Origin of the sequence: Massilia sp. S19_KUP03_FR1, from assembly GCF_036688685.1 — a bacterium.
In the GTDB taxonomy this organism is placed as follows: domain Bacteria; phylum Pseudomonadota; class Gammaproteobacteria; order Burkholderiales; family Burkholderiaceae_D; genus JALYUM01.
The window spans coordinates 108346-132553 of the sequence record NZ_JAQQPS010000007.1 but is presented as its reverse complement, the minus strand read 5'-3'; the positions used below and the strand labels follow the sequence as shown (position 1 = coordinate 132553).

Below are 24208 nucleotides of genomic sequence, written 5' to 3'. Positions count from 1 at the left end.
CGGCGCGGCAGCTCAGGGGGCCGTTCTATCGAGATGTTTCCAGCGATAGCGAGCAACGGGGCCAGGTCCAGGCAAGCCGAACAAGCGTCATGAGCAAAGCGATTTCGACCACGCCGAGTAACTTGTAAAACATCCAGCCGCCTTGGGTGATGACCATTGCCACAATGAGCCCAGATACAAGACCAAACACCACGTTCAGCCACCTGTTGAGAGCCGGCGGTGCGACCAGCGAGAAAAAAGCCATCAGGGCCTGCGTTGCCATCATCGTCGACGTTCCAATCAACATTCCTTGGGTTACTGGACCAAGAGGCAGCATTTTTCCATCAATCATGCTGTGGAGTTTACCGGGCACGTAAAGCTCGAAATAGTCGCCGTAGATGTAGCAAAGCATGGTTGCAATCCACAGCGCTGAGAGTTTGATCTTGACGTCGACTTTCGTGTTCTCGAGAGTCCAATTGGGACCGGAAGGTGTACTCATGAGCCTCCTCGTAAGTGGCGCGATGGGTTTATTTGTTTCCTGACAAAATTCACCAAAGCGTACTAGCGTAACGCTTGCATGGCAAATTAGCGTACATAGCAACGGCCGTTTTTAGCTGGCAAGCAGACATTGTGACAGCGACGACGTTCGACTTTCACGCTAACCGCTACCGACCGGGAGGCACCATGTCCCGAGGCAGATAGCCGATGTATTGTTTATTCGGCCTTGCCGGATTGCGTCGCTATGCGCACGGTCCCCAGCGCACCAGGCCAGGCGCGCTGCCGTCATACAGCGCATCGACCAGCGCCGCGCGATTGGCCAGCACCGCCGCGTGGTTGATCGACCCCTTGGCCGTCACTTCGCCGCGCGTGGCATCGGGCGCATCGGCCAGCACCAGCAGGCGCGCCACCCGCGCGGCCGAGCCGCGCGCGCCATCGTTCACGTGCGCCAGCATGGCGGCGAAGTGGGCGGTCACCGGTGCGCTGGCCAGCACGGCGGCATCAATGACGCCGGGCGCCAGCGCGCGGCAGGCGTCCATGCGCGCGAAAACCAGCACGGCGACGTCCGCCCGTCCGCTGCCGGCGATGACCGCATCGAGCACGTACGGTGCGCCGTGCTCCAGCACGCGCGCGCGCAAGGCAGCGGTACCGACCCAGGTACCGCTGTCGAGCTTGAAGTCGTCCGCCAGGCGGCCGTCGAACACCAGGCCCAGCCCTGGTTGCTGCGGATCGGCAAAGCGCAGCGCGTCGCCGGTGACGTAATAGCCGTCGTCATCGAATGCTGCGCCGGTGCGCGCCGGTGCCCGCCAGTAGCCCGGCGTGACGTGCGGGCCGGCGAAGCAGGCTTCGTATTTGCCCTGGCGCGGCACCAGCTTGACGCGCACGCCGGGCGCCGGCAGGCCGACGTAGCCGGGGTCGTCCAGCTGGCCGGTACTGAACAGGCAGCCGGGCGCGGTTTCCGTCATGCCCAGGCCGGACACGACGTGCAGCGGCGCGGCCAGCCGGTTCAGGCGTTGCGCCACTGCGGGCGCCAGCGCCGCACCCGCGCAAAACAGCAGTTCGGAGCGCGCCAGGAAGGTGCGCCGCAAGTCGGCGTCCTGCTCCAGCGCGGTGGTCAATAAATCCCAGCCGCGCGGCACATTGAAGTGCACGGTCGGCGCGATCTCGCGCAGGTTGCGCAAGGTGGTCTCGAACGCACCCGGCGCCGGCTTGCCGCCATCGATGTAGAGCGTGCCGCCGTTGTACAAGGCGATGCCGAGATTGTGGCTGCCGCCGAAGGTGTGGCTCCACGGCAGCCAGTCGACCAGTACCGGCGCCGTGGCGCCGAGGCAGGGATAGGTTTGCAGCAGCATCTGCTGGTTGCTGCACAACATGCGCTGGGTGGTGATCACGGCTTTCGGACCGGTCATGACGCCGGTCGAGCCGGACGTGAACAGGAACTTGGCGACGGTGTCGCCATCGACCTGCGCGTTGACGGCATCGATATTGTCTGGCTCGGTGGCCAGCCAGGCGGCGAACAGGCGCGCGCTGGCGGGCCCGTCGTCCTCGGCATACACCGCGCCGGGCGTGAGCAGGTCCAGCATCTGGCGCAGCCGGCCCGCGTCGCCGGCCAGCGGCGCATACGCCACGCCGGCGTACATGGCGCCCATGGCCAGTTGAAAATGACGCAGGTTGTTCGGGGCGACAATCGCCAGCGGGCGCGCGCTTGACAGTCCCTGCGCCAGCAGCGCCTGGCCGATGCAGCGCGCGCTCTGCAAGGCCTGCGCATACGTCAGGCGCACCCAATTACCATCGCTGCCGCGCTCGGCGACGAGGGTGCGCGCGGGGTGGCGCCGCGCTCCCGCCACCAGGCAGTCGGTGAGGCGCACCGGATAGTGGGCGAGCGGCGTGGTCGACTCGACCAGCCACGCGCCATCGCTCTGACGATGTGCGATAACGGTGGGCGGCGGGGGCAAGGGCATGGTGGACTTTCGGTAGGAGAATGCGCGGCCATTTTACCTGCGCTATGCTCGCGCATCAGCCACTCACTTGAAAGCGACAGCATGATAGCCAACCTCGACCACCTGGTCCTGACCACGCGCGACAAGGGAGCCTGCATCCATTTTTATACCGTCGTCCTGGGCATGTCCCTGGAAACGTTCGGGAGCGGGCGGATTGCTTTCAAATTCGGGACGCAGAAAATCAACGTGCATGAATACGGCCACGAATTCCTGCCCAAGGCGACCCTGCCCACGCCCGGTTCGCTCGACCTGTGCTTTATCGCCACCACCACACTCGACGCGGCCATTGCGTCGCTGGCAGGGCACCAGATTCCCATCGAGCAGGGCCCGGTCGCCCGCACCGGCGCCAACTGGCCGATCCGCTCGGTCTACGTGCGCGACCCGGACGGCAACCTGATCGAGATTGCGGAGCGCGCCGCTGCCTGACCGTTCCTGGCGCTGTTGCCACAGAGTTGACCTGCAGTCGCAGCCAAATAGTGTGTCACTATTGATGTTTTATGGAAATCTAAATTGACTATTGCCAACTAATTTCGGAAAATGCACGGATTGATCAAGCTGGTCAATCCATCCAGGGCCGAATGTGTCGGCCAGGCATATTGACCGATGAATCAAGCGAATTCCATGTTTCCCCCGGAAGCGGCGCGTCTCGATGCGCTGCGCCGCCTGGACCTGCTCGACGCGGCCTCCTGCGACGCCTTTGACCGCATTACCCGCATGGCGGCGCAATTGTTCAACGTGCCGATGGCAGCCATCTCGCTGACCGATACGGACCGCCAGTGGTTCAAGTCGCGCGTCGGGGTGCAGCATTGCCAGCGCGCCCGCGTCGGTGCGCCATGCGCGACGGTCACCGAGACGGGCGGGATGCTGGTGGTGCCCGACCTGCGCGCCGACGCGGTGCACAAACACAGCTACCTGGTGCAGGAGGGCGTGCGTTTCTATGCGGGCGCGCCGCTGACCACCCGCGACGGTTTCACGCTGGGTGCCTTGTGCGTGCTGGGCCACGCAGCGCGCGTCGTTACCGTGCAAGAGGAGCGCGCCTTGCGCGACCTGGCCGCAATGGTGATGGCGCAGATCGAATTGCAACACGCGCTGGGACGCATCGACCCGCTCAGCGGCCTGCCCAACCGCCAGCAGTTCATCGACGACCTGCGTGACCTGGCAATGGATCGTGCGCCCGGTGAAGCGCGCCTGGGCGTGCTGGTGAACCTGGCCACCCCGGCACAGCTGGCGGACGCCATGCACGCCATGAGCTCATCCTGCCTGGACGACATCGTCGGCGAAGGCGTGCGCATGCTGCGCGCCAGCGTGGGCAGCGACAGCACCGTGTACCACCTGACGACGACCCAGTTTGCGTTTATCGCGCCGCCCGACGCCGCTCTGACGGCGTTTGCTGAAATGTTGGCAGCGTGGCTCGATGAACGCAACCACTCCGTCAATTCGCGCTACGTGACGACCGCCACCGTCGGCATCGCGCCGTTCCAGGTCGGCGCCTGCAGCGCTCTCGACCTGATGCGCAATATGCACAGCGCCGCGCACGACGCCCAGGACAGCGAGAGCCGCGTCGGCATCTTTTCGGCGGCGCAGGATGCCGTGTACCGGCGCCGCTTCGCGCTGGCCAACGATTTCGGCGCCGCGCTGGAGCAGCCCGGCCAGTTGCGCCTGGTGTTCCAGCCCAAGGTCGACCTGGCCAGCGGCGCGTGCATCGGCGCCGAAGCGCTGCTGCGCTGGGCACACCCGGTGCTGGGTGAGGTGTCGCCGGCCGAATTCATCCCCATCGTCGAGCGCACCGCGATGGCGCGCGCGGCTACCGCCTGGGTGCTGGAAGCGGCCATGACGCAGCTGGCGGCGTGGCAGGCAGCCGGCCTGGTTCTGCAGCTGGCGGTGAACGTCAGCCCCGCCAATTTGCTGGAGCCGGATTTTGCCGCGCGCGTGGCGGCCGGCCTCGCGCGCCATGGCTTGCCGGCGGCGAACCTGTCGCTGGAAATCACGGAAAGCGCCTTGATGTCGAACCCGAAGGCGGCGCTGGCGACCCTCGAACGCCTCAATGCCACCGGGATCCACCTCGCGATCGATGACTTCGGCACCGGCTACAGCAGCCTGTCCTACCTGCAGCGCCTGCCCGTGAACGTGGTCAAAATCGACCAGAGCTTCATGCGCGACCTGTCCGTCGACCCGAAACGGCGCGCGCTGGTGGCCGCCATGATCAAGCTGTCGCAAAACCTCGGCCACACGGTGGTGGCCGAAGGCGTCGAGACCGAAGCGGTGGCCACCTGGCTGCGCAGCGTGGCATGCGACCAGGCCCAGGGTTACCTGTTCGCCCGGCCGATGGATCCCGCGGCCTTCGCGGCATGGTGCACCCGCTACGCGCGACCGGCCAGGCCCCGGCTGGTGTGCGCGGCGGGGTGATGGCTTGACCGGCGCGCCGGCAACCATTCCCGCAACGACGTGCCCACGGTAGAGCGTCATGGAGTATAGTCGTGGTTGTAGGCCGAGTCCTACCAAGCCTTAGTCTGTCTCCTACTTTTACTGCATATGGAAAAGCGCCAACACCAACTCGCCGATTATCTGCCCGAAGCCGTCTACAGCTGCGACCTGGACGGCCGGGTGGTCGATTTCAATCTGGCTGCCGTCACCCTGTGGGGCCGTGCGCCGCGCCTGGGCGCGGAATACTGGTGCGGCTCGAAGGCGATGTACACCATCGATGGCGAGCAACTGGCGCACGACGCATGCCCGATGGCCATTGCGATTCGCGAAAGGCGCGAAGTCGGGCGCGTGGAAGCCATGATCGAGCGCCCTGACGGCGAGCGGCGCTACGTGCTGGCCCACCCGCGCCTGATTCGGAATGTCGGCGGCGATATCACCGGGGCTGTGAATGTCGTCGTCGATATCACCGACCGCCGCCGTGCCGAAGACCTGCTGCGCCAGAACGACCGCCGCAAGGACGCCTTCATCTCGACCGTCGCGCACGAGTTGCGCAGCCCGCTCTCGCCGATCATGTCGGCGGCCCAGCTGATCGACAGCACCGACAATCCCGCCACCATGAAACGCATGGCCGGGGTCATCACGCGCCAGGCGCGCATGCTGGGGCGGCTGGTCAACGACCTGTTCGACGCCTCGCGCATCACGCGCGGCGAACTGCCGCTGCACAAGGTGCAGTTGCCGTTCGAGCGCGTGCTGCAAGTGGCGCTCGACGTGGTACGCCCGTCGGTCGAGGCGCGCCGCCAGGCGCTGAGCGTCACGCCGGTCGCGCCCGGCCTGCTGGTCGAATGCGACGACGTGCGCGTGGCCCAACTGATCGGCAACATCCTGGTCAACGCCAGCAAGTACACGCAGGAGCAGGGCGCCATTGCGGTCGCGGTGCGCGTGGCCGGCCGTGAGGTCACGATCGAGGTGACCGACAACGGTATCGGCATCGACGCATCGCGCCTGGCCGACATATTCAAACTGTATTCCCAGGTCGACCAGGGCGACCTCGCGCGCAAGGGCGGCATGGGCATCGGCCTGTCGCTGGCGCTGGACCTGGCGCGCAGCCATGGCGGCACCGTGCAGGCGTTCTCAAACGGTCCGGGTCACGGCAGCCGGTTTGAAATCGTGCTGCCGATCGCGCTGGCGGCCACGCTGCATTGAAGCCGCTTCTGCTCGTACCCGGCTTCATGGCCGACCAGACGCTGTGGGACGATCTGCTGCCATATTTACCGGCCTGCGCACCGGTCCAGTATGCCCACCTGAATACCGGCAGCACCATCGAGGCCATGGCGCGTGCCGTGCTGGCCGGCGCGCCAGCGCAATGCACGCTGGTCGGTTTTTCGATGGGCGGCTACGTCGCGCGCGCGATCGCACACCTGGCACCCGCGCGCGTGACGGGCCTGATCCTGGTGGCGACGTCGGCGCGTCCCGACCAGCCCGAGCTCGTAGGCCAGCGCATCGCCGCGGCGCGCCAGGCCAGCGTGGCGGCGTTCCACGGCCTCTCGCGCGCAGCCATCCGCGCCTCGCTGCACGCCGGGCGCGCTGACGACACGGCCATGATCGAGCGCGTGCGCGCCATGGGTGCGCGCCTGGGCGCTGGCGTGTTCCAGCAGCAGAGCGCGGTGGTGCGCGCCGGCGACGTCGGCACGCTCGCTGACATCGCCTGCCCGACGCTGGTCATTACGGGCGCCGGCGACCAGCTGCGCAGCGTGGCGGAAGGCCGCGAACTGGCCGACGCCATTCCCGGCGCCGATTTCGCGCTCATCGAAGGCGCCGGCCACATGCTTCCGCTGGAAGCCCCCGCCGCGCTGGGCGCGATCATGTCAAGCTGGCTGGCCCGGCGCTGACCACGCCTGCCAGCGCCTGGTTGACGGCGCCGGACGCGCGAATCAGCCGCACCAGCTCCTGCGCGTAGGCCGGCAGGTTGTCCAGCTTTTGCACCACCACGCTGCGTTCGCGCACCGCCCACGGGTCGCTCAACTCGACCAGCGCCAGGCGCATCGACTGGCTGTGGCGGCTGGCGGCCGACTGCGGCAGGATGCCGATGCCGACATTCGCCTCGACCATGCGGCACATCGCATCGAAGCCGCGCACCTGGATGCGCAGGGTGAGTTTCTCGCCGCAGTCCAGCACCACCTGGTTGAGAAAGTGCTGCAAGGTGCTGCCTTCGTGCAGGCCGATGTGCGCGTGGTCGAGCGTCTCGGCAAAGCGAATCGTGCCAGCGCCGGCCAGCGGATGGTCGCGTGATGTGGCCAGCACCAGGCGGTCGGTGGAGAAATTGAGGATCTCCAGCCCCTGGCCCTGGACCGGGCCGGCCGCGACACCGATGTCGGCGGTTCCGTCCTGCACCCCGCGCACGATGTCGTGGTTCAGGCGTTCTTCCAGCGCCACGTTGACGTGCGGGTGCGATGCGAGAAACGTGCCCAGTACCTGCGGCATGAATTCGGTCACCGCGGTGGTGTTGGCGAAGATGCGGATGTGCCCCTTGATGCCGTTGTTGTACTGCTGCATATCGGCGCGCAGGCGCTCGACCTGCTGCATCAGTTGTTGGGCGTGCGCCAGCAGGGTCGCGCCGGCAGGAGACAGTTGCACCCCCTTGCTTTCGCGGTACAGCAGGCGTGTGCCGAAGCGCGCTTCGAGCTCCTTGACGCGGTTGCTGGCGGCCGGCAGCGACAGGTGCATGCGCTCGGCGGCGCGGGTCAGGCTTTTCAGTTCGGCGATAAAAATGAACAGGCGCAGGTCGGTCAAATCGAACAGCATGGGGTTCCTGATAGGGTGACTTCAGGAGAATCATACCCCCCCTTCCAAAAATGCCGATTGTTGACGACCTGTTATCCGCAGACACTGCTTGCATAACGAGGAGACTGCCCCATGATTTCTGATGCACTCGACCTGGCCCTGTTGCAGCAATGGGTCGGCAAGACCGAGACCGCGCACGCGCCGATCGCCGCCGGCACGGCCCGGGCCATGGCGGCCACGCTCGACCGCGCCGATTTGCCGGATACGCTGCCGCCGCTGTGGCACTGGCTGTATTTCTGGAGCGCCGCGCCGCAAGCGCAGCTCGGGGCCGACGGCCACGCGGAACGGGGTGGTTTTTTGCCGCCGGTGCCGCTGCCGCGCCGCATGTGGGCCGGCGGCCGGCTGGCCTTTCACGTGGCGCTGCCGATCGATATCGACGCAAGCCGCACCTCTACCGTAAAACAGGTCGACGTCAAGAAGGGCGCCAGCGGCGCGCTGGCGTTCGTGACCGTGGCGCACGAGGTCTCGGTCGACGGCACGCTGTGCATCAGCGAAGAACACGATATCGTATATCGCGCCGCGCCCGTGCCGGGCGCGCTGCCGCCGGCGCCGAAACTGGCGCCACAGGACGCCACCTGGTCGCGCACGATCACGCCTGACCCGGTGCTGCTGTTTCGCTATTCCGCACTGACCTTCAACGGCCACCGCATCCATTACGACCGCGCCTACGTCACGGACGTGGAAGGCTACCGCGGCCTGGTCGTGCACGGACCGCTGATCGCGACCTTGCTGGCCGACCTGGTGCGCCGCCATCTGCCCGGGGCCACCATGCGCAGCTTCGATTTCCGCGCGGTCGGGCCCCTGTTCGACACCGAACCGTTCACCGTGAATGGCCGCCTCGACGCGGACGGCATCCACGTCCACCTGTGGGCGGCCAACGCCCACGGCGTGCTGGCGATGCAAGCGACCGCCTCCATCTGAATTTTATAAAGCGATGCACCCATGATCATGCAGCAAAACGCCCACGAAGAGATCCGCGACGCCGTGCGCGCCCTGTGTTCCGAGTTTCCCGCCTCGTACTTTCGCGCCGTCGATGAAAAGCGCGGCTATCCCGAAGAATTCGTCAATGCCCTCACCAAGGCCGGCTGGCTGGCCGCGCTGATCCCGGAAGAATACGGCGGCTCCGGCCTGTCGCTGACCGAAGCGTCGGTGATCATGGAAGAAATCAACCGTTCCGGCGGCAATTCCGGCGCCTGCCACGGCCAGATGTACAACATGGGCACCCTGCTGCGCCATGGCTCGAAAGCGCAGAAGGACCTGTACCTGCCGCAGATCGCCAGCGGCGCCTTGCGCCTGCAATCGATGGCCGTGACGGAGCCTACCACCGGCACCGACACCACCAAGATCACGACGACGGCGGTCAGGAAGGGTGACCGCTACGTCGTCAACGGCCAGAAGGTGTGGATTTCGCGCGTCCAGCATTCGGACCTGATGATCCTGCTGGCGCGCACCACGCCGCTGGCCGAGGTGAAGCGCAAATCGGAAGGCATGTCGATTTTCGTGGTCAATCTGCGCGACGCTATCGGCCGTGGTCTGACGGTGCGGCCAATCCTGAACATGGTCAACCACGAAACCAATGAATTGTTCTTCGAGAACCTGGAAATCCCGGCCGAAAACCTGATCGGCGAAGAGGGCCAGGGTTTTCGTTACATCCTCGACGGGCTCAATGCCGAGCGCGCGCTGATTGCCGCCGAATGCATCGGCGACGGCTACTGGTTCATCGACAAGGTCACAAAATATGTCAACGAGCGCGTGGTGTTCGGCCGCCCGATCGGCATCAACCAGGGCGTGCAGTTCCCGATTGCGAAAGCGTTCGTGAACATCGAAGCGGCCAACCTGATGCGCTACCAGGCCTGCGCCCTGTTCGACGCGCGCCAGCCGTGCGGCACGCAGGCAAACATGGCCAAGATGCTGGCCGCCGACGCATCGTGGGAAGCGGCCAACGCCTGCCTGCAATTCCACGGCGGCTTTGGCTTTGCGTCTGAATACGACGTCGAGCGCAAATTCCGCGAAACGCGCCTGTACCAGGTGGCGCCGATTTCGACCAACATGATCCTGTCGTATGTGGCCGAGCACGTGCTCGGCATGCCGCGCTCGTATTGAGGGGAGGGCCTGAACATGAGCATGCGACCACTCGACGGCATCACCGTCGTCACCCTTGAACACGCGATCGCCGCGCCGTTCTGCACGCGCCAGCTGGCTGACCTGGGCGCGCGCGTCATCAAGGTCGAGCGTCCCGGCGTGGGCGACTTTGCGCGCGCCTACGATGCGCGCGCGCGCGGCCTGGCCTCGCACTTTGTCTGGACCAACCGGTCCAAGGAAAGCCTGACGCTGGACGTCAAGCACGACGAAGCCGACGCCATCCTGGAAAAACTGCTGGAGACGGCCGACGTCCTGGTGCAAAACCTCGCGCCCGGCGCCGCCGCGCGCCTGGGCCTGTCGTACGAGGCATTGAAGCTGCGCTTTCCGCGCCTGATCGTGTGCGACATCTCCGGCTATGGCGCCGATGGCCCCTACCGCGACAAGAAAGCCTACGACTTGCTGATCCAGAGCGAAGCGGGCTTTTTGTCGATCACCGGCTCGCCCGACGAACCGGCCAAGGCGGGCTGCTCCATCTCCGACATCGCCGCCGGCATGTACGCCTATTCGAACATCCTTGCCGCGCTGATCAACCGCGGCCGCACCGGCGAAGGCTGCCACCTCGATGTGTCGATGTTGGAGAGCATGGTCGAATGGATGGGTTATCCGCTGTACTACGCGATGGATGGCGCCGCGCCGCCCGCGCGTGCCGGCGCCGCCCACGCCACCATTTATCCCTACGGTCCATTCCCGGCCGGCGACGGCAAGACCGTCATGCTGGGTCTGCAGAACGAGCGCGAGTGGGGTGCATTTTGCAGCAAGGTGCTGCGCCAGCCGGCGCTGGCCAGCGATCCGCGTTTCAGTTCGAACGCGGCGCGCACGGCGGCGCGGGCCGAATTGCGCGCCATCATCCGGACTGAATTCGCCGACCTGACGGCCGAGCAGGTCATCGCCCGCCTGGACGACGCCCAGATCGCCAACGCCCACATGAACGACATGCACGACCTGTGGGCGCACCCGCAACTCAAGGCCCGTGGCCGCTGGGTCAGTGTCGACACGCCGGCCGGCCCGATGCCGGCGCTGCTGCCACCGGGCGTGCCGAACACGTATGAAGCACGGATGGATGGCGTGCCGGCCCTGGGCCAGCATACCGACGCCATCCTCGCCGAAATTGGCTACAACAGCGGCGCCATCGCCGATTTGCGCGCGCACGGCGCGGTTTAAGGATCCGTCCATGACTGACACCCACCCAAGCCGCACGCTGGCCACGTTCGCCGCCACCCTGCGTTTCGAGGATATTCCGTACACCGTGATCAGCCGCGCCGAAGACCTGCTGCTCGACTGGACAGGATCTGCTTTGGCCGGCAAAACGGGCCGCCCGGTGCAGGCCATCGCCGCTTTTGCGCAGCAGATGGGACCCGACACCGGTGCCTGCGAAGTATTGATCAACCGCCGCAGCACCAGCGCGCTGTTCGCCGCCATGGTCAACGCGGCGTCGTCCCACTTCGCCGAGCAGGACGATGTGCACAATGGGTCGGTGTTCCACCCGGGGGCGGTGGTGTTTCCGGTGGCGCTGGCGCTGGCCCAGTCGCTTGGTGCGAGCGGGCGCGCGCTGCTCACCGCGGTGGTGGCCGGCTACGAGGTTGGCATCCGCGTCGGCGAATTCCTGGGCCGCAGCCACTATAAAATTTTCCACACCACCGGCACGGCCGGCACGATTGCGGCTGCCGCGGCGGCCGGGCACCTGTTGAAACTGACGCCGGAGCAAATGCTGCACGCCTTCGGCTCGGCCGGCACCACGGCTGCCGGGCTGTGGGAGTTCCTGCGCGACGCAGCCGATTCCAAGCAGCTGCATACGGCCAACGCCGCCGCCGCTGGCCTGACGGCGGCCATGCTGGCGCGCGACGGTTTTACGGGCGCGCGCCATATCCTCGAAGGCCCGCAGGGCATGGCTGCCGGAATGTCGACCGATGCCGATCCGGCCAGGCTGACCGACCGCTTGCACAGCCGCTGGACCCTGGCCGAGACGTCCTTCAAATTCCACGCATCGTGCCGCCACACCCATCCCGCCGCCGACGCGCTCAAGCAGGTGATGGACGCACACGGTTTGAGGGCGGACGATATTGCCAGCGTCACCACCCACGTGCACCAGGGCGCGATCGACGTGCTCGGCCCCGTGCTCGATCCGCAGACGGTGCACCAGGCGAAATTTTCGATGGGGACCGTGCTGGGCTTGATCGCCGAATTCGGCAGCGCCGGCCTGACCGAGTTCGAACAGTCGTATGCCAGCGCGCGCGTGGTGGCCTTCCGCAACAAGGTCAGCATGCTGTGCGACGCCGAGGTCGATGGCGCCTACCCGGCGCGCTGGATCGGCAAGGTGACCGTGCAGACGGTCGACGGGCGCACCTTCGCGGGCCGCGTCGACGAACCGAAGGGCGACCCGGGCAATACCCTGTCGCGCGCGGAACTGGAGGACAAGGCCATGCGCCTGGCGCGCTTCGGCGCCGCCGCCTCCGACGCCGAGATGCACGCGCTGTGCCAGCGCGTCTGGGCGCTGGCCGATGCGCCGGTCATCGGCAAACTGTTGCCATGACCGTTACCATGCCAGCGCGTAGCTACCTGTTCGTGCCCGGCGATCGGCCGGAGCGTTTCGACAAGGCCGTTGCCGCCGGCGCCGACGCCGTCATCGTCGACCTGGAAGACGCTGTGGGCGCGGCCGACAAGGCGAGCGCGCGCCAGCACCTGCTGGCGTGGCTGCATGCAGAGCGCCACGCACAGCCGGTCTACGTGCGCATCAACGCCGCCGGCAGCGCGTGGTTCGACGCCGACCTGGCACTGTGCGCACATCCGGGCGTGGCGGGCATCGTGCTGCCGAAGGCGGAGCAGGTGGCCGACCTGAAGTCGGTCGCGGCTGCCGGCGCGCGCAGGATCCTGCCGCTGGTAGAAAGCGCGCTCGGCGTGTGGAACGCGTTCGACCTGTGCCTGGCGCCGCAAGTGGAGCGGCTGGTGTTCGGGACGATCGATTTTGCGGCCGACCTGGACTTGCGTGAAAGCCGCGAAAGCCTGCTGCATGCACGCTCGCAGCTGGTGCTGGCCGCGCGCGTGGCCGGGATCGCCGCACCGGTCGACGGCGTCACCGTGGCAGTCGACGACCCCGACCTGGTGCGCAGCGACACGCTGCACGCGCGCGGCCTGGGTTTTGGCGCCAAGCTGTGCATCCACCCGAAACAGGTCGGCGCGGTGAATGCCGCCTTCTTGCCCACGCCCGAGGAACTGGCGTGGGCGGGCCGGGTGCGGGCCGCATTCCGGCAAGCCGGAGGCGCCGCGGTGGCGGTCGACGGCAAGATGGTCGACCGTCCTGTCCTGTTGCTGGCGGAGCGGCTATTAGTAGAATCCACACGTCGCGGCGCGATCGAAACATGATACAAAGAGACACACAACAACATCACCACCTGGAGACAAGATGAACCGCCGTACACTCATTGCACTGACCCTCGCCGCCACCTTTGCCAGTACGACCGCATTTGCCCAGGCCCCCGCCGCAGCGCCCATCGTGATCAAGTTCAGCCACGTGGTGGCGACCGATACGCCGAAGGGCAAGGGTGCCGTGCGCTTCAAGGAGCTGGCCGAAAAGCTGACCGGTGGCCGCGTCAAGGTCGAGCTGTACGCGAACAGCTCGCTGTACAAGGACAAGGAAGAAATGGAAGCTTTGCAGCTGGGCGCCGTGCAGATGCTGGCCCCGTCGCTGGCCAAGTTCGGCCCGCTGGGTGTGAAGGAATTCGAAGTGTTCGACTTGCCGTTCCTGTTCGTCGACCAGGCCGCACTGACGCGCGCCACGCAAGGCCCGGTTGGCAAGATGATGCTGGCCAAGCTGGAACCGAAGGGTATCAAGGGCCTGGCGTTCTGGAACAACGGCTTCAAGCAGATGACCTCCAACAAGCAGTTGCATGTGCCGGCCGACTTCAAGGGCATGAAGATGCGCATCCAGTCGTCCAAGGTGCTCGACGCCCAGTTCCGATCGGTCGGTGCGAACCCGCAGGTGATGGCCTTCTCCGAGGTGTACCAGGCGCTGCAGACCGGCGTGGTCGATGGGACAGAGAATACCCCGTCGAACATCTACACGCAGAAAATGCATGAAGTGCAGAAGTTCATGACCATCTCCGACCACGGGTATATCGGCTACGCCGTCATCGTCAACAAGAAGTTCTGGGACAGCCTGCCGGCCGATATTCGCAGCAAGCTCGATCAGGCCATGGCCGAATCGACCACCTACGCCAACGCCATCGCGCAGGTGGAAAACGACCAGGCCGTGGCCGGTATCCGCAAATGGGGCAAGACCACCATCTACACGCTGACCCCGGCCGAAAAAGCGCAGTGGCGCACCGCCATGCTGCCGGTGCGCAAAGAAATGGAAAGCCGGGTCGGCAAGGACACACTCGCTGCGATCGACCAGGCCGTCAAGTAATGCACGCCGCCGCCATGCAGATCGCGGCGGCCGATCCCGGCCCGCTTCTCGATGAACGCAGCTTGCTGGCGGCCCTGCCGCTGGCCGGCGCGCGTGCTCTGGAACTGGGCTGCGGAACCGCGCGCCAGACCCGCGCGCTGGTCGAAACGGGCAAGTTCGGTGCGATTCTCGCGCTGGAAGCGGACCAGTTGCAGCATGGTCGCAACCTCGAGATCAGCGACCTGCCTGGCGTGAGGTTTGGCCTCGGCGGCGCCGAAGACACCGGCTGTTCTGCGGCCAGTTGCGACGCCGTATTCCTGTTCAAGTCGCTGCATCACGTGCCCCTCAATCGTCTCGATGAGGCCTTCGCCGAGATGCACCGGGTGCTGGCGCCGGCGGGCCTGGTGTATATCTCCGAGCCGATTTTTCAGGGCGCATACAACGCGCTGCTGGCGCTGTTTCACAACGAGCAGGCGGTGCGCCAGGCGGCGTTCGACGCCACCGTGCGCGCCGTGGCCAGCGGCCAGTTCACGCTGCTGTCGCAAACTTTTTTTCTCGCGCCCGTGCGCTATCGCGACTGGCCGGCGTTCGAGCGCGCGGTGATCGGCGTGACGCACACCCAGCACCGGCTGGCGCCCGCATTGCTGGCCGAGGTGCGCGCGCGCTTCATGGCGCACATGACCGACCAGGGCGTGTATTTCGAGGCACCGTTCAGGGTCGATCTGTTGCAGCGTCGTTAGCCAGGGCATCGAGCAGCAGCGCGAACGCCGCGTCATGCGGGCGCCGCTGCGGGTAATACAGGTGGTAGCCCGCAAACGGCGCGCACCAGTCTTCCAGCACCCGCACCAGGGTCCCGCGTGCCATATCTTCCTGCACCACGTCCTCCAGCACCCACGCCAGCCCCAGGCCGGCCAATGCCGCCAGCCGCGCCTGCGCCGCATTTTCGCAAACGAGCTGCGCGTCGACGCGCACGTTGACCGGATAGCCGTCGCGCGCGAAGGTCCAGGCCGCACCGGTGCGCAGGGCGATGCAGCTATGGCTGGTCAGCTGTTGCGGCAGCGCGGGTGCAGGCACACGGGCGAAGTAGCCCGGCGCGCCGACCACCGCCATGCGCAGATCGCGCCCGATCGGCAGGGCCACCGTGTCGCGCGCGAGGTGTTCGCCAAGGCGGATCGTGGCATCGCATGGCGCGTCGGGCGCCACGATCGCCACCCTGATATCCGGGTAGCGCGGCAGCAGGCGCGCCAGCACCGGCAGCAGGATCGTTGCGGCCGCGTGAGTGGGCGCGCCGATCCGCAGCGAACCGGCCGGGTGCTCGCGCAGGTGGGTAACGGCCAGCAGGGCGGCTTCGATTTCCTGGAAGCGCGGCGCCAGTGTTGCGAGCAGGCGCGTGCCTGCTTCGGTGGGCGCGACGCTGCGCGTGGTGCGGGTCAGCAGGCGCAGGTCGATGCGTGTTTCGAGCGCGCGGATGGTGTGTGACAGCGCTGACTGCGACACCTGCAGTTCAGCGGCGGCGCGGGTAAAGCTGCCGGCCCGTGCCACCGTGACGAAGGCCAGCAATTCATTGAAATTTTCGCGCGCCATGGCTCAACCCTGAATGCGGACAGGTGCATAGCGCAGGGCCGCCACCAGCGCCGCCAGCGCCGGTGACGCATGCCGGCTCGGATAATAAATGTGATAACCGGGGAAGCTGGGCGCCCAGTCGGCCAGCACCTGCACCAGCTTGCCCGCCCGAATATGCGGCAGGGCGGCGTCGAGAGGCACGCAGGCCAGGCCAAACCCGGCCAGGGCCGCGCGCAGCGTGGCGTTGCTGCCGTTGAAGGTCAGCTGGCCGTCGACTTTGACATTGAGCTTGTGGCCATCCTTCTCGAACTCCCACGCGTACAGGCTGCCGTGCGTGGACAGGCGCAGGTTGATGCAGGTGTGGCTGGTCAGTTCGTGCGGGGTGAGCGGGGCCGCGCGCGTGGCCAGGTAGTCTGGCGCGCCCACCACCGCCATCACCAGGTCGGGGGCGATGCGCACCGCGACCATATCCTTGGCCACCTGGTCGCCCAGGCGCACGCCGGCGTCGAAGCGGCCGGCGACGATGTCGATCATGCCGTATTCGACGACGATCTCGACATGCACGTCGGGAAAGGCGGGCAGGAACGCCAGCAGCGCAGGCCACAATACGGTGCTGCTGGCATGTTCGGCGGCCGAGATGCGCACCCGACCGGCCGGCCGCTCGCGCAAATCGGACAAGGCCGCCACTTCGCCGGCGATTTCCTCGAAGCGCGGCGCCACCGTATCGAACAGCCGCTGGCCGGCCTCGGTGAGGGCCACTTTGCGCGTGGTGCGCGTGAGCAGGCGCACACCGAGGCGTGCTTCGAGGCCGCTGACGGTGTGGCTCAGGGCCGACTGGGACAGGCCGAGTCGGGCCGCCGCTTTGGTAAAGCTGCCTTCTCGGGCAACCGTGACCAGTGCCTGCAGGTCGTTCAGGTTTTTTAGCATGGGCGATGAATGGTGAGCGCTGTTCATCAACGCCGTGCGATTCAGAAAGTGGACGACTGTATCACTTACTCGGGATCGGCCAGCAGGCGCATGCGCACCAGGTCGGCAATATTGTCGACGCCAAGCTTGTCCATCAGGCGCGCCTTGTGGACTTCGACCGTGCGCGCGCTGATGTCGAGCACGACAGCGATATCGCGGTTGTGGCGCCCGGCCACAACCAGTTCCATGACCTCGCGCTCGCGTGGCGTCAGGGCCGGGAACAGGGCCTGGGCGCTGGCGCGGCGCGCGCTGGCCGTGGCCAGTGCGCGCACGGCGACGAAGGCTTCGTCGATGGCGCCGATCAGTTTGTCTTCGTCGAGCGGCTTTTCGAGGAAATCGTGGGCGTCGGCGCGAAATGCCTGGCGCGCCAGGTCGACGTCGCCATGCCCGGTGATGATGATGACCGGCAGGTCGCAGCCGTCCTGTTTCAGTCGTTGCTGCAGTTCCAGGCCGCCCATGCCGGGCATGCGGATATCGATCAGCAGGCACCCGAGCCAGGCCGGGCGCCAGGCCTTGATGAAATCTTCGGCGTTGGCGAACAGGGCGATGCGGTAACCCTGGATACCCAGCAGCAGGCCAAGGGCGTCGCGTACCGCGGCGTCGTCGTCGACCAGGAAGACGGTCAGTTCGGGATTGTGGTGCTGACTACTCATGTTTGTTCCATCTGGTCTTGTTCTTCACTCGGCATTGGCAGCAAAAATTTGAAAAGTCCCTGACCTCCCGCTTCGGCCCACAGGCTGCCCCCATGGGCTTCCACGATCTGGCGCGACAGCACCAGGCCCAGTCCCAGCCCGCTCGATTTGCCCGAGGCGAATGGCTGGAACAGGCGGCCGGCCATGGTGCGCGAGACGCCCTTGCCGCTGTCCTGCACCGCCACTTCCAGCTGGCCATTGCGTTGCACGGCGCTGAGGTGGATGCGGCGCCCGGCCGGCGCGGTCTCGGCCACGGCATCGACCGCGTTGGCGATCAGGTTGCGCAACACCAGTTCGATCTGCAGACGGTCCACGCGCAGCACCAGGTGCGCCGGCGCCGCGATGGTCAGCGCGATGTTCATGGCACGGCATTTGTCGCCGAACTGGGCGCTGACGCTGGCGATAATCTCGTGGGCGTTGCCCGCTTCGAGGTGCATGGCGCCGCTGCGAAAAAATTCGCGCACCCGGCGCACAACCTGCGAGGCGCGGTTCGCTTCGCGCACCATCTTGCCGATGCTGTCGGCCAGCAGGGCACTGTCGTCGCCGCGCGCGATGAGGTGCTCGCACGCCTTGCCATAGGCCGACAGGGCCGCCATCGGCTGGTTCAATTCATGCGCCAGGGCCGCGGCCATCTCCCCGGCGGCGGCCAGACGCAGCGATTGTTTCAGGCTTTCGGTGGCCTGGCGCTGCTCGTCGACGATGACGCCGATGAAAAAGCCGACCAGCGACAAGGCCGCCCCCAGCAGCTGCAGTTCGGCGAACGGGATGCCGTCGGCGCCGCCGAAGCGCACCACCATGATGATGCTGGCCTGGAGCGTGAACGCCACCAGGCCGGTGCCGGCCAGGCCGTGGCGCGCAGCGGCCCAGACGATCGGCATGAACAGGAAATACAGGTGCTTGTACTGCTCGGTGCCGATTTTGCCCTGGAATACGCCCCAGACCAGGAAGGCCGCCAGCAACAGGTAAGAGGCGCTCTCCCAGCTGCGCACGGTGGCGCCCAGGCGCACGCGCGAGCTGGTCACCACCAGCATCCAGAGCAGCGGCATCGACATCACCACGCCGACGATGTCGCCAATGATGTAGCGCACCGACGCCGTGACGAAAGCGCCCGGCGGCACCAGGCCCGCCAGCGCCAGCAGGCCGACGTAGAGCGCGCCGTTGAGTGCCAGGCCGGCAAACACGATGGTCAGCCACCTGAACAGGCGTTCGTGGCTGTTCACCAGCGTGGATTTGGAAAATACCCGGCGCAGCACTTCGCCGGTGATGCCGTATCCCACGGTCAGCTGGGCGGCGAGCAGCGCCGTCAGGACCGGACCGGCCGGCATATGGCGCACGATGATTTCGGCCAATACCAGCGCGATGAACCAGGGCAGGGCGACGCGGCGGCCGAAGCGCACCCACAGCACCAGGCCGATCGCGGGGTCCGGATTCCATGGCGTGATATTCAGGCCGAACAGCGGATCCATGAAACTGGCCCAGTCCAGCACCACGTAGACGGCGATCAAAACTGCAGCGAGCAGCCATTCGACAGGGCGGGTGGGGGTGAACTTGCGTGGCATCGCACCATTATGCATTCGGGATTGGCCTGGTGCATCAATAAATTACGTAAGGGCTTCCCTTACAAGCAGCGGGCCGTCGCCTGGCCAGGGGCGTCGCAGCGCTGGGCGCGCCAATTTGACGTATTTACAACTAAGCGTTTCCCATAGGGTGGCGCCCGTATTTACTGCTGGGTTACAGCTTGTTACACTTGCTTCCGTAACATCAGCTGTTGGTTTCAAGGCTATATTTTTTTACCAAATTTTAGTTGTTAATTTGCACGCGGAGTTGCCATGAATTTGTCCGATCACCTGCACTGGATCGATGCCACTGTTAGCCGTCGCGCCACGCCGCCGGTCACGCTCGCTTCCGGGGTCGCACCAGAGGTGACGGGCATTGCGCGTGCGCGCGAACTGCTGAAACTCCATCTGCGCGCGTTGCCACACCGCGCTGCGACCCGGCGCTGGCTGACGCTGCTCAATTCGCATCCGGTGTTTTCCGAATTGGTCCGGCAGCGCCCCAGCATCGTCAACAAGATCTACCGGCCCTACCTGACCGCGACCTTGAACGTCGAACAGCGCCTGGCCGTGCTGGCCGCGCATTATGGCTTCATGTTCAGCCGGGGCCTGGCGGCGCTGCTGGCCCAGGCCAGCCGCAGCGGCTTCCTGCTGGCGCGCATCCCCGGCAAGACCGGCATTGCCTACGAGGTGCAGCTGCGCGCGGCCGGCACCTGCGAACGCGAAGGCGAATTGGTGCTGCAGTTGCACTGTGCCGGCGCCGTGGTGTATTCGACCGCGTTCACGTTTGAAGCCGCTGACGGCGTGGCCCGCGTGACGATCGGCTGCCTGCAGGGGCCGCGCGGTGACGACGCCATGGGCGCCATCAAGCAAGCCACCCGCGAGCTGCATGGCCTACGTGCGAAAGCCCTGCTGGTCGGCCTGGTCCAGCAGTTGGGGTATGCGCTCGGCTGCACCGAACTGCGCCTGGTGGGCAATGGCAACCGCACCGCCGGACGCGCCATCGGTCGCGGCCACGTGCGCGCCAACTACGAGCAGCTGTGGCAGGAGCTGGGCGCCTGTCCCCGCGCCGACGGCGATTTCAGCTTGCCCTGCGCGCCGCTGGCGCCGCTGGCCCTGGAACTGGTGGCGCAAAAACGGCGTTCGGAAGCGCGCAAGCGCCATCAGATGCTGCAGGACGTGAGCGATGACGTCATCGACCAGTTCACCGGGCGCGGGCGGCCGGCACTGGCGCTGCTGGCGGCCTAAGTACCCGTCAAACCCGCTGCGCGCCAGCAGGCGCTGGCGGAAACGTCTATCCTGATGCTTCTTCAAGGAGCGTCATTGGAAGCGATTGCCACAACCACGGAAACACCGTTCACCCTGACCCTGCAGGTAGGGGGGATGACATGCGCCTCCTGTTCCGGGCGCGTCGAAAAAGCGCTGCTGGCTGCGCCCGGCGTGCTCGATGCCAGCGTCAACCTCGCCACCGAAAAAGTCACGGTGCGCGGCAACCGGCCGCTCGATGCGCGCGCGCTGATCGGCGCGATTGTGCAAGCCGGCTTCAGTGGCCGCGAACTGGCGGGCGCTGCGTCGCCGCCCGGGCCTGCCCCGCGCGCGATGCCGTGGGCCCTGGTGGGTGCGGCGCTGCTCAGCCTGCCGCTGCTGGCGCCGATGCTCGTTGGCCTGGCCGGATCGCATGCCATGCTGCCCGGCTGGTGGCAGTTTGCGCTGGCCACGCCGGTGCAATTCATCTTTGGTGCGCGCTTTTACCGCGCCGGCTGGCATGCGCTGCGCGCTGGCAGCGGCAATATGGATCTGCTGGTTGCGCTTGGCACCAGCGCGGCCTGGGGCCTGTCGACCTGGCTGCTGCTGCGCGCGGATGGCGCGCCGATGCCGCATCTGTATTTCGAATCGTCGGCGGTGGTCATCACGCTGGTTTTGCTCGGCAAGTGGCTGGAGGCGCGCGCCAAGGGCCAGACCGTGGCGGCGTTGGGCGCGCTCGGCAGCCTGGTGCCGCTTGAGGCGCTGGTGCGGCGTGGCGGGGCCGAGCTGCGGGTGGCGCTGGCGGCGCTGGCGGTGGGCGACTTGCTGGTGGTGCGCCCGGGCGCGCGCGTGCCGGCCGACGGCGCCGTTGTCGGGGGCCGCAGCGACGTCGACGAGTCGCTGCTCACCGGCGAGAGCATGCCGGTGCCGAAAGGGCCGGGGGCGCGTGTTACCGGTGGCGCCGTCAATGGCGACGGCTTGCTGCTGGTGCGGGTGACTGCCGTTGGCGCTGACACGATGTTGGCCAATATCATCCGCCTGGTCGAAGACGCGCAGGCGGTGAAGGCGCCGATCCAGCGCCTGGTTGACCGGGTCAGCGCCGTGTTCGTGCCGGTGGTGCTGCTCATTTCCGGGTGCACGCTGCTGGCCTGGGGCTGGCTCACGGGCGATTGGCAGACGGCGCTGATCAACGCGGTGGCAGTGCAGGTCATTGCGTGTCCGTGCGCGCTCGGGCTGGCCACGCCGGCCGCCATCATGGTGGGCACCGGCACGGCGGCGCGCCACGGCATACTGATCCGCGATGCGCTGGCGCTGGAAAGCGCGCACCAGGTCACCACGGTTGCCTTTGACAAGACCGGGACGCTCACCGAGGGCAAGCCGGTCCTGCTGGCGGTGGAAGGAGAGCGGGCCCGGGTGCTGGGGCTGGCGACGGCGTTACAGCAGTCCAGCAACCATCCGCTGGCGCTGGCGGTTGCGCAGGCGGCGCGCGCGCAGGGCGTGGCGCAAGCTGGCGTGACCGATGCGCAGGCGTTGCCGGGCCGCGGCGTGAGCGGACGCGTGGAGGGGGCCATGGTCTGGCTGGGTAACCGGCGCCTGGTCGACGAATTGACGGTCGACGCGGGGCCGTTTGCCGCGCTGGCCGACGCACATGCCGCGCGCGGGCGCACGGTGTCGTGGCTGGTGCGCGAGGATGCCGTGCTGGGACTGCTGGTGTTTGGCGACCGCGTCAAGCCGGGCAGCCGCGCCGCCGTGGCGCGCCTGGCGGCGATGGGCGTGCGCAGCGTGATGCTCACAGGTGACAATGCCGGCAGCGCGCAGGCGGTGGCTGCGGCCACCGGTATCACGCGCTTTGATGCAAATTTGCTGCCGGGCGATAAAGCGCGCGTGCTGGCAGCGTACCGGGCGCAAGGCAAAGTGGCCATGGTCGGCGACGGCATCAACGACGCCCCCGCGCTGGCGGCGGCCGATGTCGGGATCGCGCTGGCCAGCGGCACCGATGTCGCCATGCACAGTGCCGGCATTGTGCTGATGCGCGCCGATCCGGTTCTGGTTGCCGACGCCATCGACCTGTCGCGCCGCACCTATCGCACGATCCGCCAGAACCTGGGCTGGGCATTCGCCTACAATGTGGTCGGCATTCCGCTGGCCGCCTGTGGCTGGCTAAACCCGGTACTGGCTGGCGCTGCGATGGCGCTCAGTTCGGTATGCGTGGTTGGCAACGCGCTGCTGTTACGGCGCTGGCAGGCGCAGCTAGCGCCCACCAAATCTGAAATGACTCAAGGAGAATCATCGATGTACCAACTTACCGTCGACGGCATGAGCTGCGCTCACTGTACGGGCCGTGTTACCAAAGCAGTGCAGGCGATCGACCAGGGCGCCACGGTCGATATCGACCTGGCTACCAGGCGCGTCACCATCGACAGCAGTGCCAGTGTGGACGTGCTGGCCGACGCCATCGACGCAGCAGGCTACCCGGTGCTGGCGCGTTCGTAATGCGCTGATGCAGGCCCGCGCCTGCACCCGGATTCAAAAGCGCGCCACCGCAAGGCGCGCAGCGACGCCTTCCTGCGCGGCGTCGTTTGCAAGTTTCACGCCCAATTCCCGCCTTCCGCGCCCTGCGATAATTCTGACCCAAAAACAATTACTCAACAATTAGGGTCAGAGTCAATTAAGTGAGCAATTTTCAAAGTTGCAAAACAATTCGACTCTGACCCTCATTGGTATTAATGCCGAGCTCGCATGTAATTAATTAGGGTCAGAGTCGATTTAATGAGCAATTGTTCAAAGTTGCAAAACAATTCGACACTGACCCTACTTGGTTTTTATGTTGAGCTCGTATTCAATGAATGAGGGTCAGTGTCGATTAAATGGGCAATTGTTGGAAGTTGCTGATTAATTCGACTCTGACCCTCGTTTGCGGCTTGTCAATCGACGCTTGGGTTGGCTGGCTGGGAGGCGTCCGCACGGCGCCAGCTGGAACGCAGGGCGCCGGATTCGAAGTAGATCTGCTTGATTTCGGGGAATTCGGCGTTGACGCGCTGTTCCAGGCGGGCAATCGCAATTTCGACCGCATCGATTTGCATGCCACGCTTGAACTGGACGGATGCGGTCAGCAATACCTGGTCGGGCCCCATTTGCATGCTGAGCAATTTTCCGACCTTGTCGATTTGTGGATCGGCATCGAAGATCGCGCGCAGACGCGTGGTTTGGTCGTCACCCATGGCTTCACCGACCAGCAAGGCCCCCGTTTCGCGCGCCAGCATGTAGGCGGCACCGACCAGGATCAGGCCGATGACGATCGACGCGGCCGGATCGAAGTAGCGGTTGCCGGTCCACTGCCCCAGGCCGATGCCGGCGACTGCGACGATAATTCCCAGCAAGGCCGCACTGTCTTCGATGAACACCGTGAAGACGGACGCATCCTTGCTTGCCCTGAATGCCTGCCACAAATTCGAACCCGGTTTCTTGACTTTGTTCAGTTCCAGACGCGATACATTCCAGCTATAACCCTCGAACAAGGCCGCCACGCCCAGCACAATATAGTTCCAGAGCGGATCGCCCAGTGACTCCGGATGTACGATGGCATGGACACCGTGGTAGATCGACAAGCCGCCGCCCAGCGTGAACACCGACAGCGCCACGATCAAGGCCCAGAAATACACCACTTTGCCGTAACCGAAGGGGTGGCGCGCGTCGGGTTTTTTCGCCGCATTGTGCTCGCCGACCAGCAGCAGCAACTCGTTGCCGGTATCGACCGCCGAGTGGATGCCCTCGGCCATCATCGCAGCACTGCCGGTGATGCCGGCGACCACGAATTTGGCCACGGCGATGCCGAGATTGGCCACGATGGCTGCGAAGATGACCTTGGTCGACCCCTGTTGTGCCGGCCTGGCATCGGTTGACGGTGGCGTTTGCTGTTCCATG

General features: G+C 66.1%; 21 protein-coding genes. 13 read left to right on the top strand and 8 right to left on the bottom strand.

The features are described 5' to 3' along the window. Nucleotides 1-25: 25 nt before the first annotated feature. Both V6M87_RS09830 and V6M87_RS09825 read right to left on the bottom strand, forming a co-directional pair. The gene (locus V6M87_RS09830; RefSeq protein WP_332876434.1) at nt 26-478 is read right to left on the bottom strand and encodes a DUF6326 family protein; all 453 of its coding nucleotides are present in this window, start codon (nt 476-478) and stop codon (nt 26-28) included. A 241-nt stretch (nt 479-719) separates the two neighbouring features. After that, nucleotides 720-2438, bottom strand: coding sequence for a feruloyl-CoA synthase (locus V6M87_RS09825; protein ID WP_332876433.1), 1719 nt, complete (start codon nt 2436-2438; stop codon nt 720-722). 81 nt (nt 2439-2519) lie between these two features. Here V6M87_RS09825 and V6M87_RS09820 point away from each other — a divergent pair, with 81 nt between their 5' ends. From V6M87_RS09820 to V6M87_RS09805, 4 genes are all read left to right on the top strand, one after another. Then, complete coding sequence (locus tag V6M87_RS09820) at nt 2520-2903, top strand: VOC family protein (RefSeq protein WP_332876432.1); 384 nt, start codon at nt 2520-2522, stop codon at nt 2901-2903. Nucleotides 2904-3098: 195 nt separating this feature from the next. Then, nucleotides 3099-4883, top strand: coding sequence for a putative bifunctional diguanylate cyclase/phosphodiesterase (locus V6M87_RS09815; RefSeq protein WP_332876431.1), 1785 nt, complete (start codon nt 3099-3101; stop codon nt 4881-4883). A 126-nt stretch (nt 4884-5009) separates the two neighbouring features. Beyond that, a complete protein-coding gene (locus tag V6M87_RS09810; protein ID WP_332876430.1) occupies nt 5010-6104 on the top strand; it encodes a sensor histidine kinase in 1095 nt (364 codons plus the stop codon). After that, nucleotides 6101-6790 carry an alpha/beta fold hydrolase gene (locus V6M87_RS09805; protein ID WP_332876429.1) on the top strand — a complete coding sequence of 230 codons (690 nt, stop codon included), beginning with the start codon at nt 6101-6103 and terminating at the stop codon, nt 6788-6790. Before V6M87_RS09810 ends, V6M87_RS09805 begins: the two co-directional genes overlap by 4 nt. On the opposite strand, the gene V6M87_RS09800 is transcribed toward V6M87_RS09805, so the two are convergent. Then, complete coding sequence (locus tag V6M87_RS09800; protein ID WP_332876428.1) at nt 6762-7703, bottom strand: LysR substrate-binding domain-containing protein; 942 nt, start codon at nt 7701-7703, stop codon at nt 6762-6764. The two genes, V6M87_RS09805 and V6M87_RS09800, sit on opposite strands and share 29 nt — an antisense overlap. Nucleotides 7704-7814: 111 nt before the next feature. Here V6M87_RS09800 and V6M87_RS09795 point away from each other — a divergent pair, with 111 nt between their 5' ends. Genes V6M87_RS09795 through V6M87_RS09765 form a run of 7 tightly spaced genes read left to right on the top strand, consistent with a single transcriptional unit; the run spans nt 7815 to nt 15005 of the window. Further along, nucleotides 7815-8663, top strand: coding sequence for an FAS1-like dehydratase domain-containing protein (locus tag V6M87_RS09795; RefSeq protein ID WP_332876427.1), 849 nt, complete (start codon nt 7815-7817; stop codon nt 8661-8663). A gap of 21 nt (nt 8664-8684) precedes the next feature. Then, nucleotides 8685-9845 carry an acyl-CoA dehydrogenase family protein gene (locus tag V6M87_RS09790; RefSeq protein ID WP_332876426.1) on the top strand — a complete coding sequence of 387 codons (1161 nt, stop codon included), beginning with the start codon at nt 8685-8687 and terminating at the stop codon, nt 9843-9845. 21 nt (nt 9846-9866) lie between these two features. After that, nucleotides 9867-11045: a CaiB/BaiF CoA transferase family protein gene (locus V6M87_RS09785; RefSeq protein ID WP_332876525.1), complete on the top strand. Its 1179-nt coding sequence runs from the start codon at nt 9867-9869 to the stop codon at nt 11043-11045. A gap of 10 nt (nt 11046-11055) precedes the next feature. Beyond that, on the top strand, nt 11056-12414 hold the full coding sequence (locus tag V6M87_RS09780; protein ID WP_332876425.1) for an MmgE/PrpD family protein: 1359 nt from the start codon (nt 11056-11058) through the stop codon (nt 12412-12414). An 8-nt stretch (nt 12415-12422) separates the two neighbouring features. Beyond that, complete coding sequence (locus V6M87_RS09775) at nt 12423-13244, top strand: HpcH/HpaI aldolase/citrate lyase family protein (RefSeq protein WP_332876424.1); 822 nt, start codon at nt 12423-12425, stop codon at nt 13242-13244. Nucleotides 13245-13284: 40 nt separating this feature from the next. Further along, nucleotides 13285-14286: a TRAP transporter substrate-binding protein gene (locus tag V6M87_RS09770; protein ID WP_332876423.1), complete on the top strand. Its 1002-nt coding sequence runs from the start codon at nt 13285-13287 to the stop codon at nt 14284-14286. Then, a complete protein-coding gene (locus V6M87_RS09765; protein WP_332876422.1) occupies nt 14286-15005 on the top strand; it encodes a class I SAM-dependent methyltransferase in 720 nt (239 codons plus the stop codon). Before V6M87_RS09770 ends, V6M87_RS09765 begins: the two co-directional genes overlap by 1 nt. On the opposite strand, the gene V6M87_RS09760 is transcribed toward V6M87_RS09765, so the two are convergent. From V6M87_RS09760 to V6M87_RS09745, 4 genes are all read right to left on the bottom strand, one after another. Next, nucleotides 14977-15849 (bottom strand): LysR family transcriptional regulator, encoded by an 873-nt coding sequence (locus tag V6M87_RS09760; RefSeq protein WP_332876421.1) that lies wholly within the window; start codon nt 15847-15849, stop codon nt 14977-14979. The two genes, V6M87_RS09765 and V6M87_RS09760, sit on opposite strands and share 29 nt — an antisense overlap. Nucleotides 15850-15852: 3 nt before the next feature. Next, nucleotides 15853-16755: a LysR family transcriptional regulator gene (locus V6M87_RS09755; RefSeq protein ID WP_332876420.1), complete on the bottom strand. Its 903-nt coding sequence runs from the start codon at nt 16753-16755 to the stop codon at nt 15853-15855. 65 nt (nt 16756-16820) lie between these two features. Beyond that, the gene (locus V6M87_RS09750) at nt 16821-17447 is read right to left on the bottom strand and encodes a response regulator transcription factor (protein WP_332876419.1); all 627 of its coding nucleotides are present in this window, start codon (nt 17445-17447) and stop codon (nt 16821-16823) included. Beyond that, nucleotides 17444-19045: an ATP-binding protein gene (locus tag V6M87_RS09745; protein ID WP_332876418.1), complete on the bottom strand. Its 1602-nt coding sequence runs from the start codon at nt 19043-19045 to the stop codon at nt 17444-17446. The genes V6M87_RS09750 and V6M87_RS09745 overlap by 4 nt, the downstream gene beginning before the upstream one ends. A 270-nt stretch (nt 19046-19315) precedes the next feature. Between V6M87_RS09745 and V6M87_RS09740 the strand changes: the two genes are divergently transcribed. Then, nucleotides 19316-20287 carry a DUF535 family protein gene (locus tag V6M87_RS09740; RefSeq protein WP_332876417.1) on the top strand — a complete coding sequence of 324 codons (972 nt, stop codon included), beginning with the start codon at nt 19316-19318 and terminating at the stop codon, nt 20285-20287. A 75-nt stretch (nt 20288-20362) separates the two neighbouring features. Then, complete coding sequence (locus V6M87_RS09735) at nt 20363-22777, top strand: heavy metal translocating P-type ATPase (RefSeq protein ID WP_332876416.1); 2415 nt, start codon at nt 20363-20365, stop codon at nt 22775-22777. A gap of 431 nt (nt 22778-23208) precedes the next feature. Here the strand turns inward: V6M87_RS09735 and V6M87_RS09730 are convergent, their stop codons facing one another. Next, complete coding sequence (locus V6M87_RS09730) at nt 23209-24207, bottom strand: cation diffusion facilitator family transporter (protein ID WP_332876415.1); 999 nt, start codon at nt 24205-24207, stop codon at nt 23209-23211. Between the last annotated feature and the right edge of the window lies 1 nt (nt 24208).

Coding starts and splice junctions, on each gene's coding strand:
- V6M87_RS09830 (WP_332876434.1), bottom strand. CDS start 478: ATGAGTACACCTTCCGGTCCCAATTGGACTCTCGAGAACACGAAAGTC.
- V6M87_RS09825 (WP_332876433.1), bottom strand. CDS start 2,438: ATGCCCTTGCCCCCGCCGCCCACCGTTATCGCACATCGTCAGAGCGAT.
- V6M87_RS09820 (WP_332876432.1), top strand. CDS start 2,520: ATGATAGCCAACCTCGACCACCTGGTCCTGACCACGCGCGACAAGGGA.
- V6M87_RS09815 (WP_332876431.1), top strand. CDS start 3,099: ATGTTTCCCCCGGAAGCGGCGCGTCTCGATGCGCTGCGCCGCCTGGAC.
- V6M87_RS09810 (WP_332876430.1), top strand. CDS start 5,010: ATGGAAAAGCGCCAACACCAACTCGCCGATTATCTGCCCGAAGCCGTC.
- V6M87_RS09800 (WP_332876428.1), bottom strand. CDS start 7,703: ATGCTGTTCGATTTGACCGACCTGCGCCTGTTCATTTTTATCGCCGAA.
- V6M87_RS09795 (WP_332876427.1), top strand. CDS start 7,815: ATGATTTCTGATGCACTCGACCTGGCCCTGTTGCAGCAATGGGTCGGC.
- V6M87_RS09790 (WP_332876426.1), top strand. CDS start 8,685: ATGATCATGCAGCAAAACGCCCACGAAGAGATCCGCGACGCCGTGCGC.
- V6M87_RS09785 (WP_332876525.1), top strand. CDS start 9,867: ATGCGACCACTCGACGGCATCACCGTCGTCACCCTTGAACACGCGATC.
- V6M87_RS09780 (WP_332876425.1), top strand. CDS start 11,056: ATGACTGACACCCACCCAAGCCGCACGCTGGCCACGTTCGCCGCCACC.
- V6M87_RS09775 (WP_332876424.1), top strand. CDS start 12,423: ATGCCAGCGCGTAGCTACCTGTTCGTGCCCGGCGATCGGCCGGAGCGT.
- V6M87_RS09770 (WP_332876423.1), top strand. CDS start 13,285: ATGAACCGCCGTACACTCATTGCACTGACCCTCGCCGCCACCTTTGCC.
- V6M87_RS09765 (WP_332876422.1), top strand. CDS start 14,286: ATGCACGCCGCCGCCATGCAGATCGCGGCGGCCGATCCCGGCCCGCTT.
- V6M87_RS09760 (WP_332876421.1), bottom strand. CDS start 15,849: ATGGCGCGCGAAAATTTCAATGAATTGCTGGCCTTCGTCACGGTGGCA.
- V6M87_RS09755 (WP_332876420.1), bottom strand. CDS start 16,755: ATGCTAAAAAACCTGAACGACCTGCAGGCACTGGTCACGGTTGCCCGA.
- V6M87_RS09750 (WP_332876419.1), bottom strand. CDS start 17,447: ATGAGTAGTCAGCACCACAATCCCGAACTGACCGTCTTCCTGGTCGAC.
- V6M87_RS09745 (WP_332876418.1), bottom strand. CDS start 19,045: ATGCCACGCAAGTTCACCCCCACCCGCCCTGTCGAATGGCTGCTCGCT.
- V6M87_RS09740 (WP_332876417.1), top strand. CDS start 19,316: ATGAATTTGTCCGATCACCTGCACTGGATCGATGCCACTGTTAGCCGT.
- V6M87_RS09730 (WP_332876415.1), bottom strand. CDS start 24,207: ATGGAACAGCAAACGCCACCGTCAACCGATGCCAGGCCGGCACAACAG.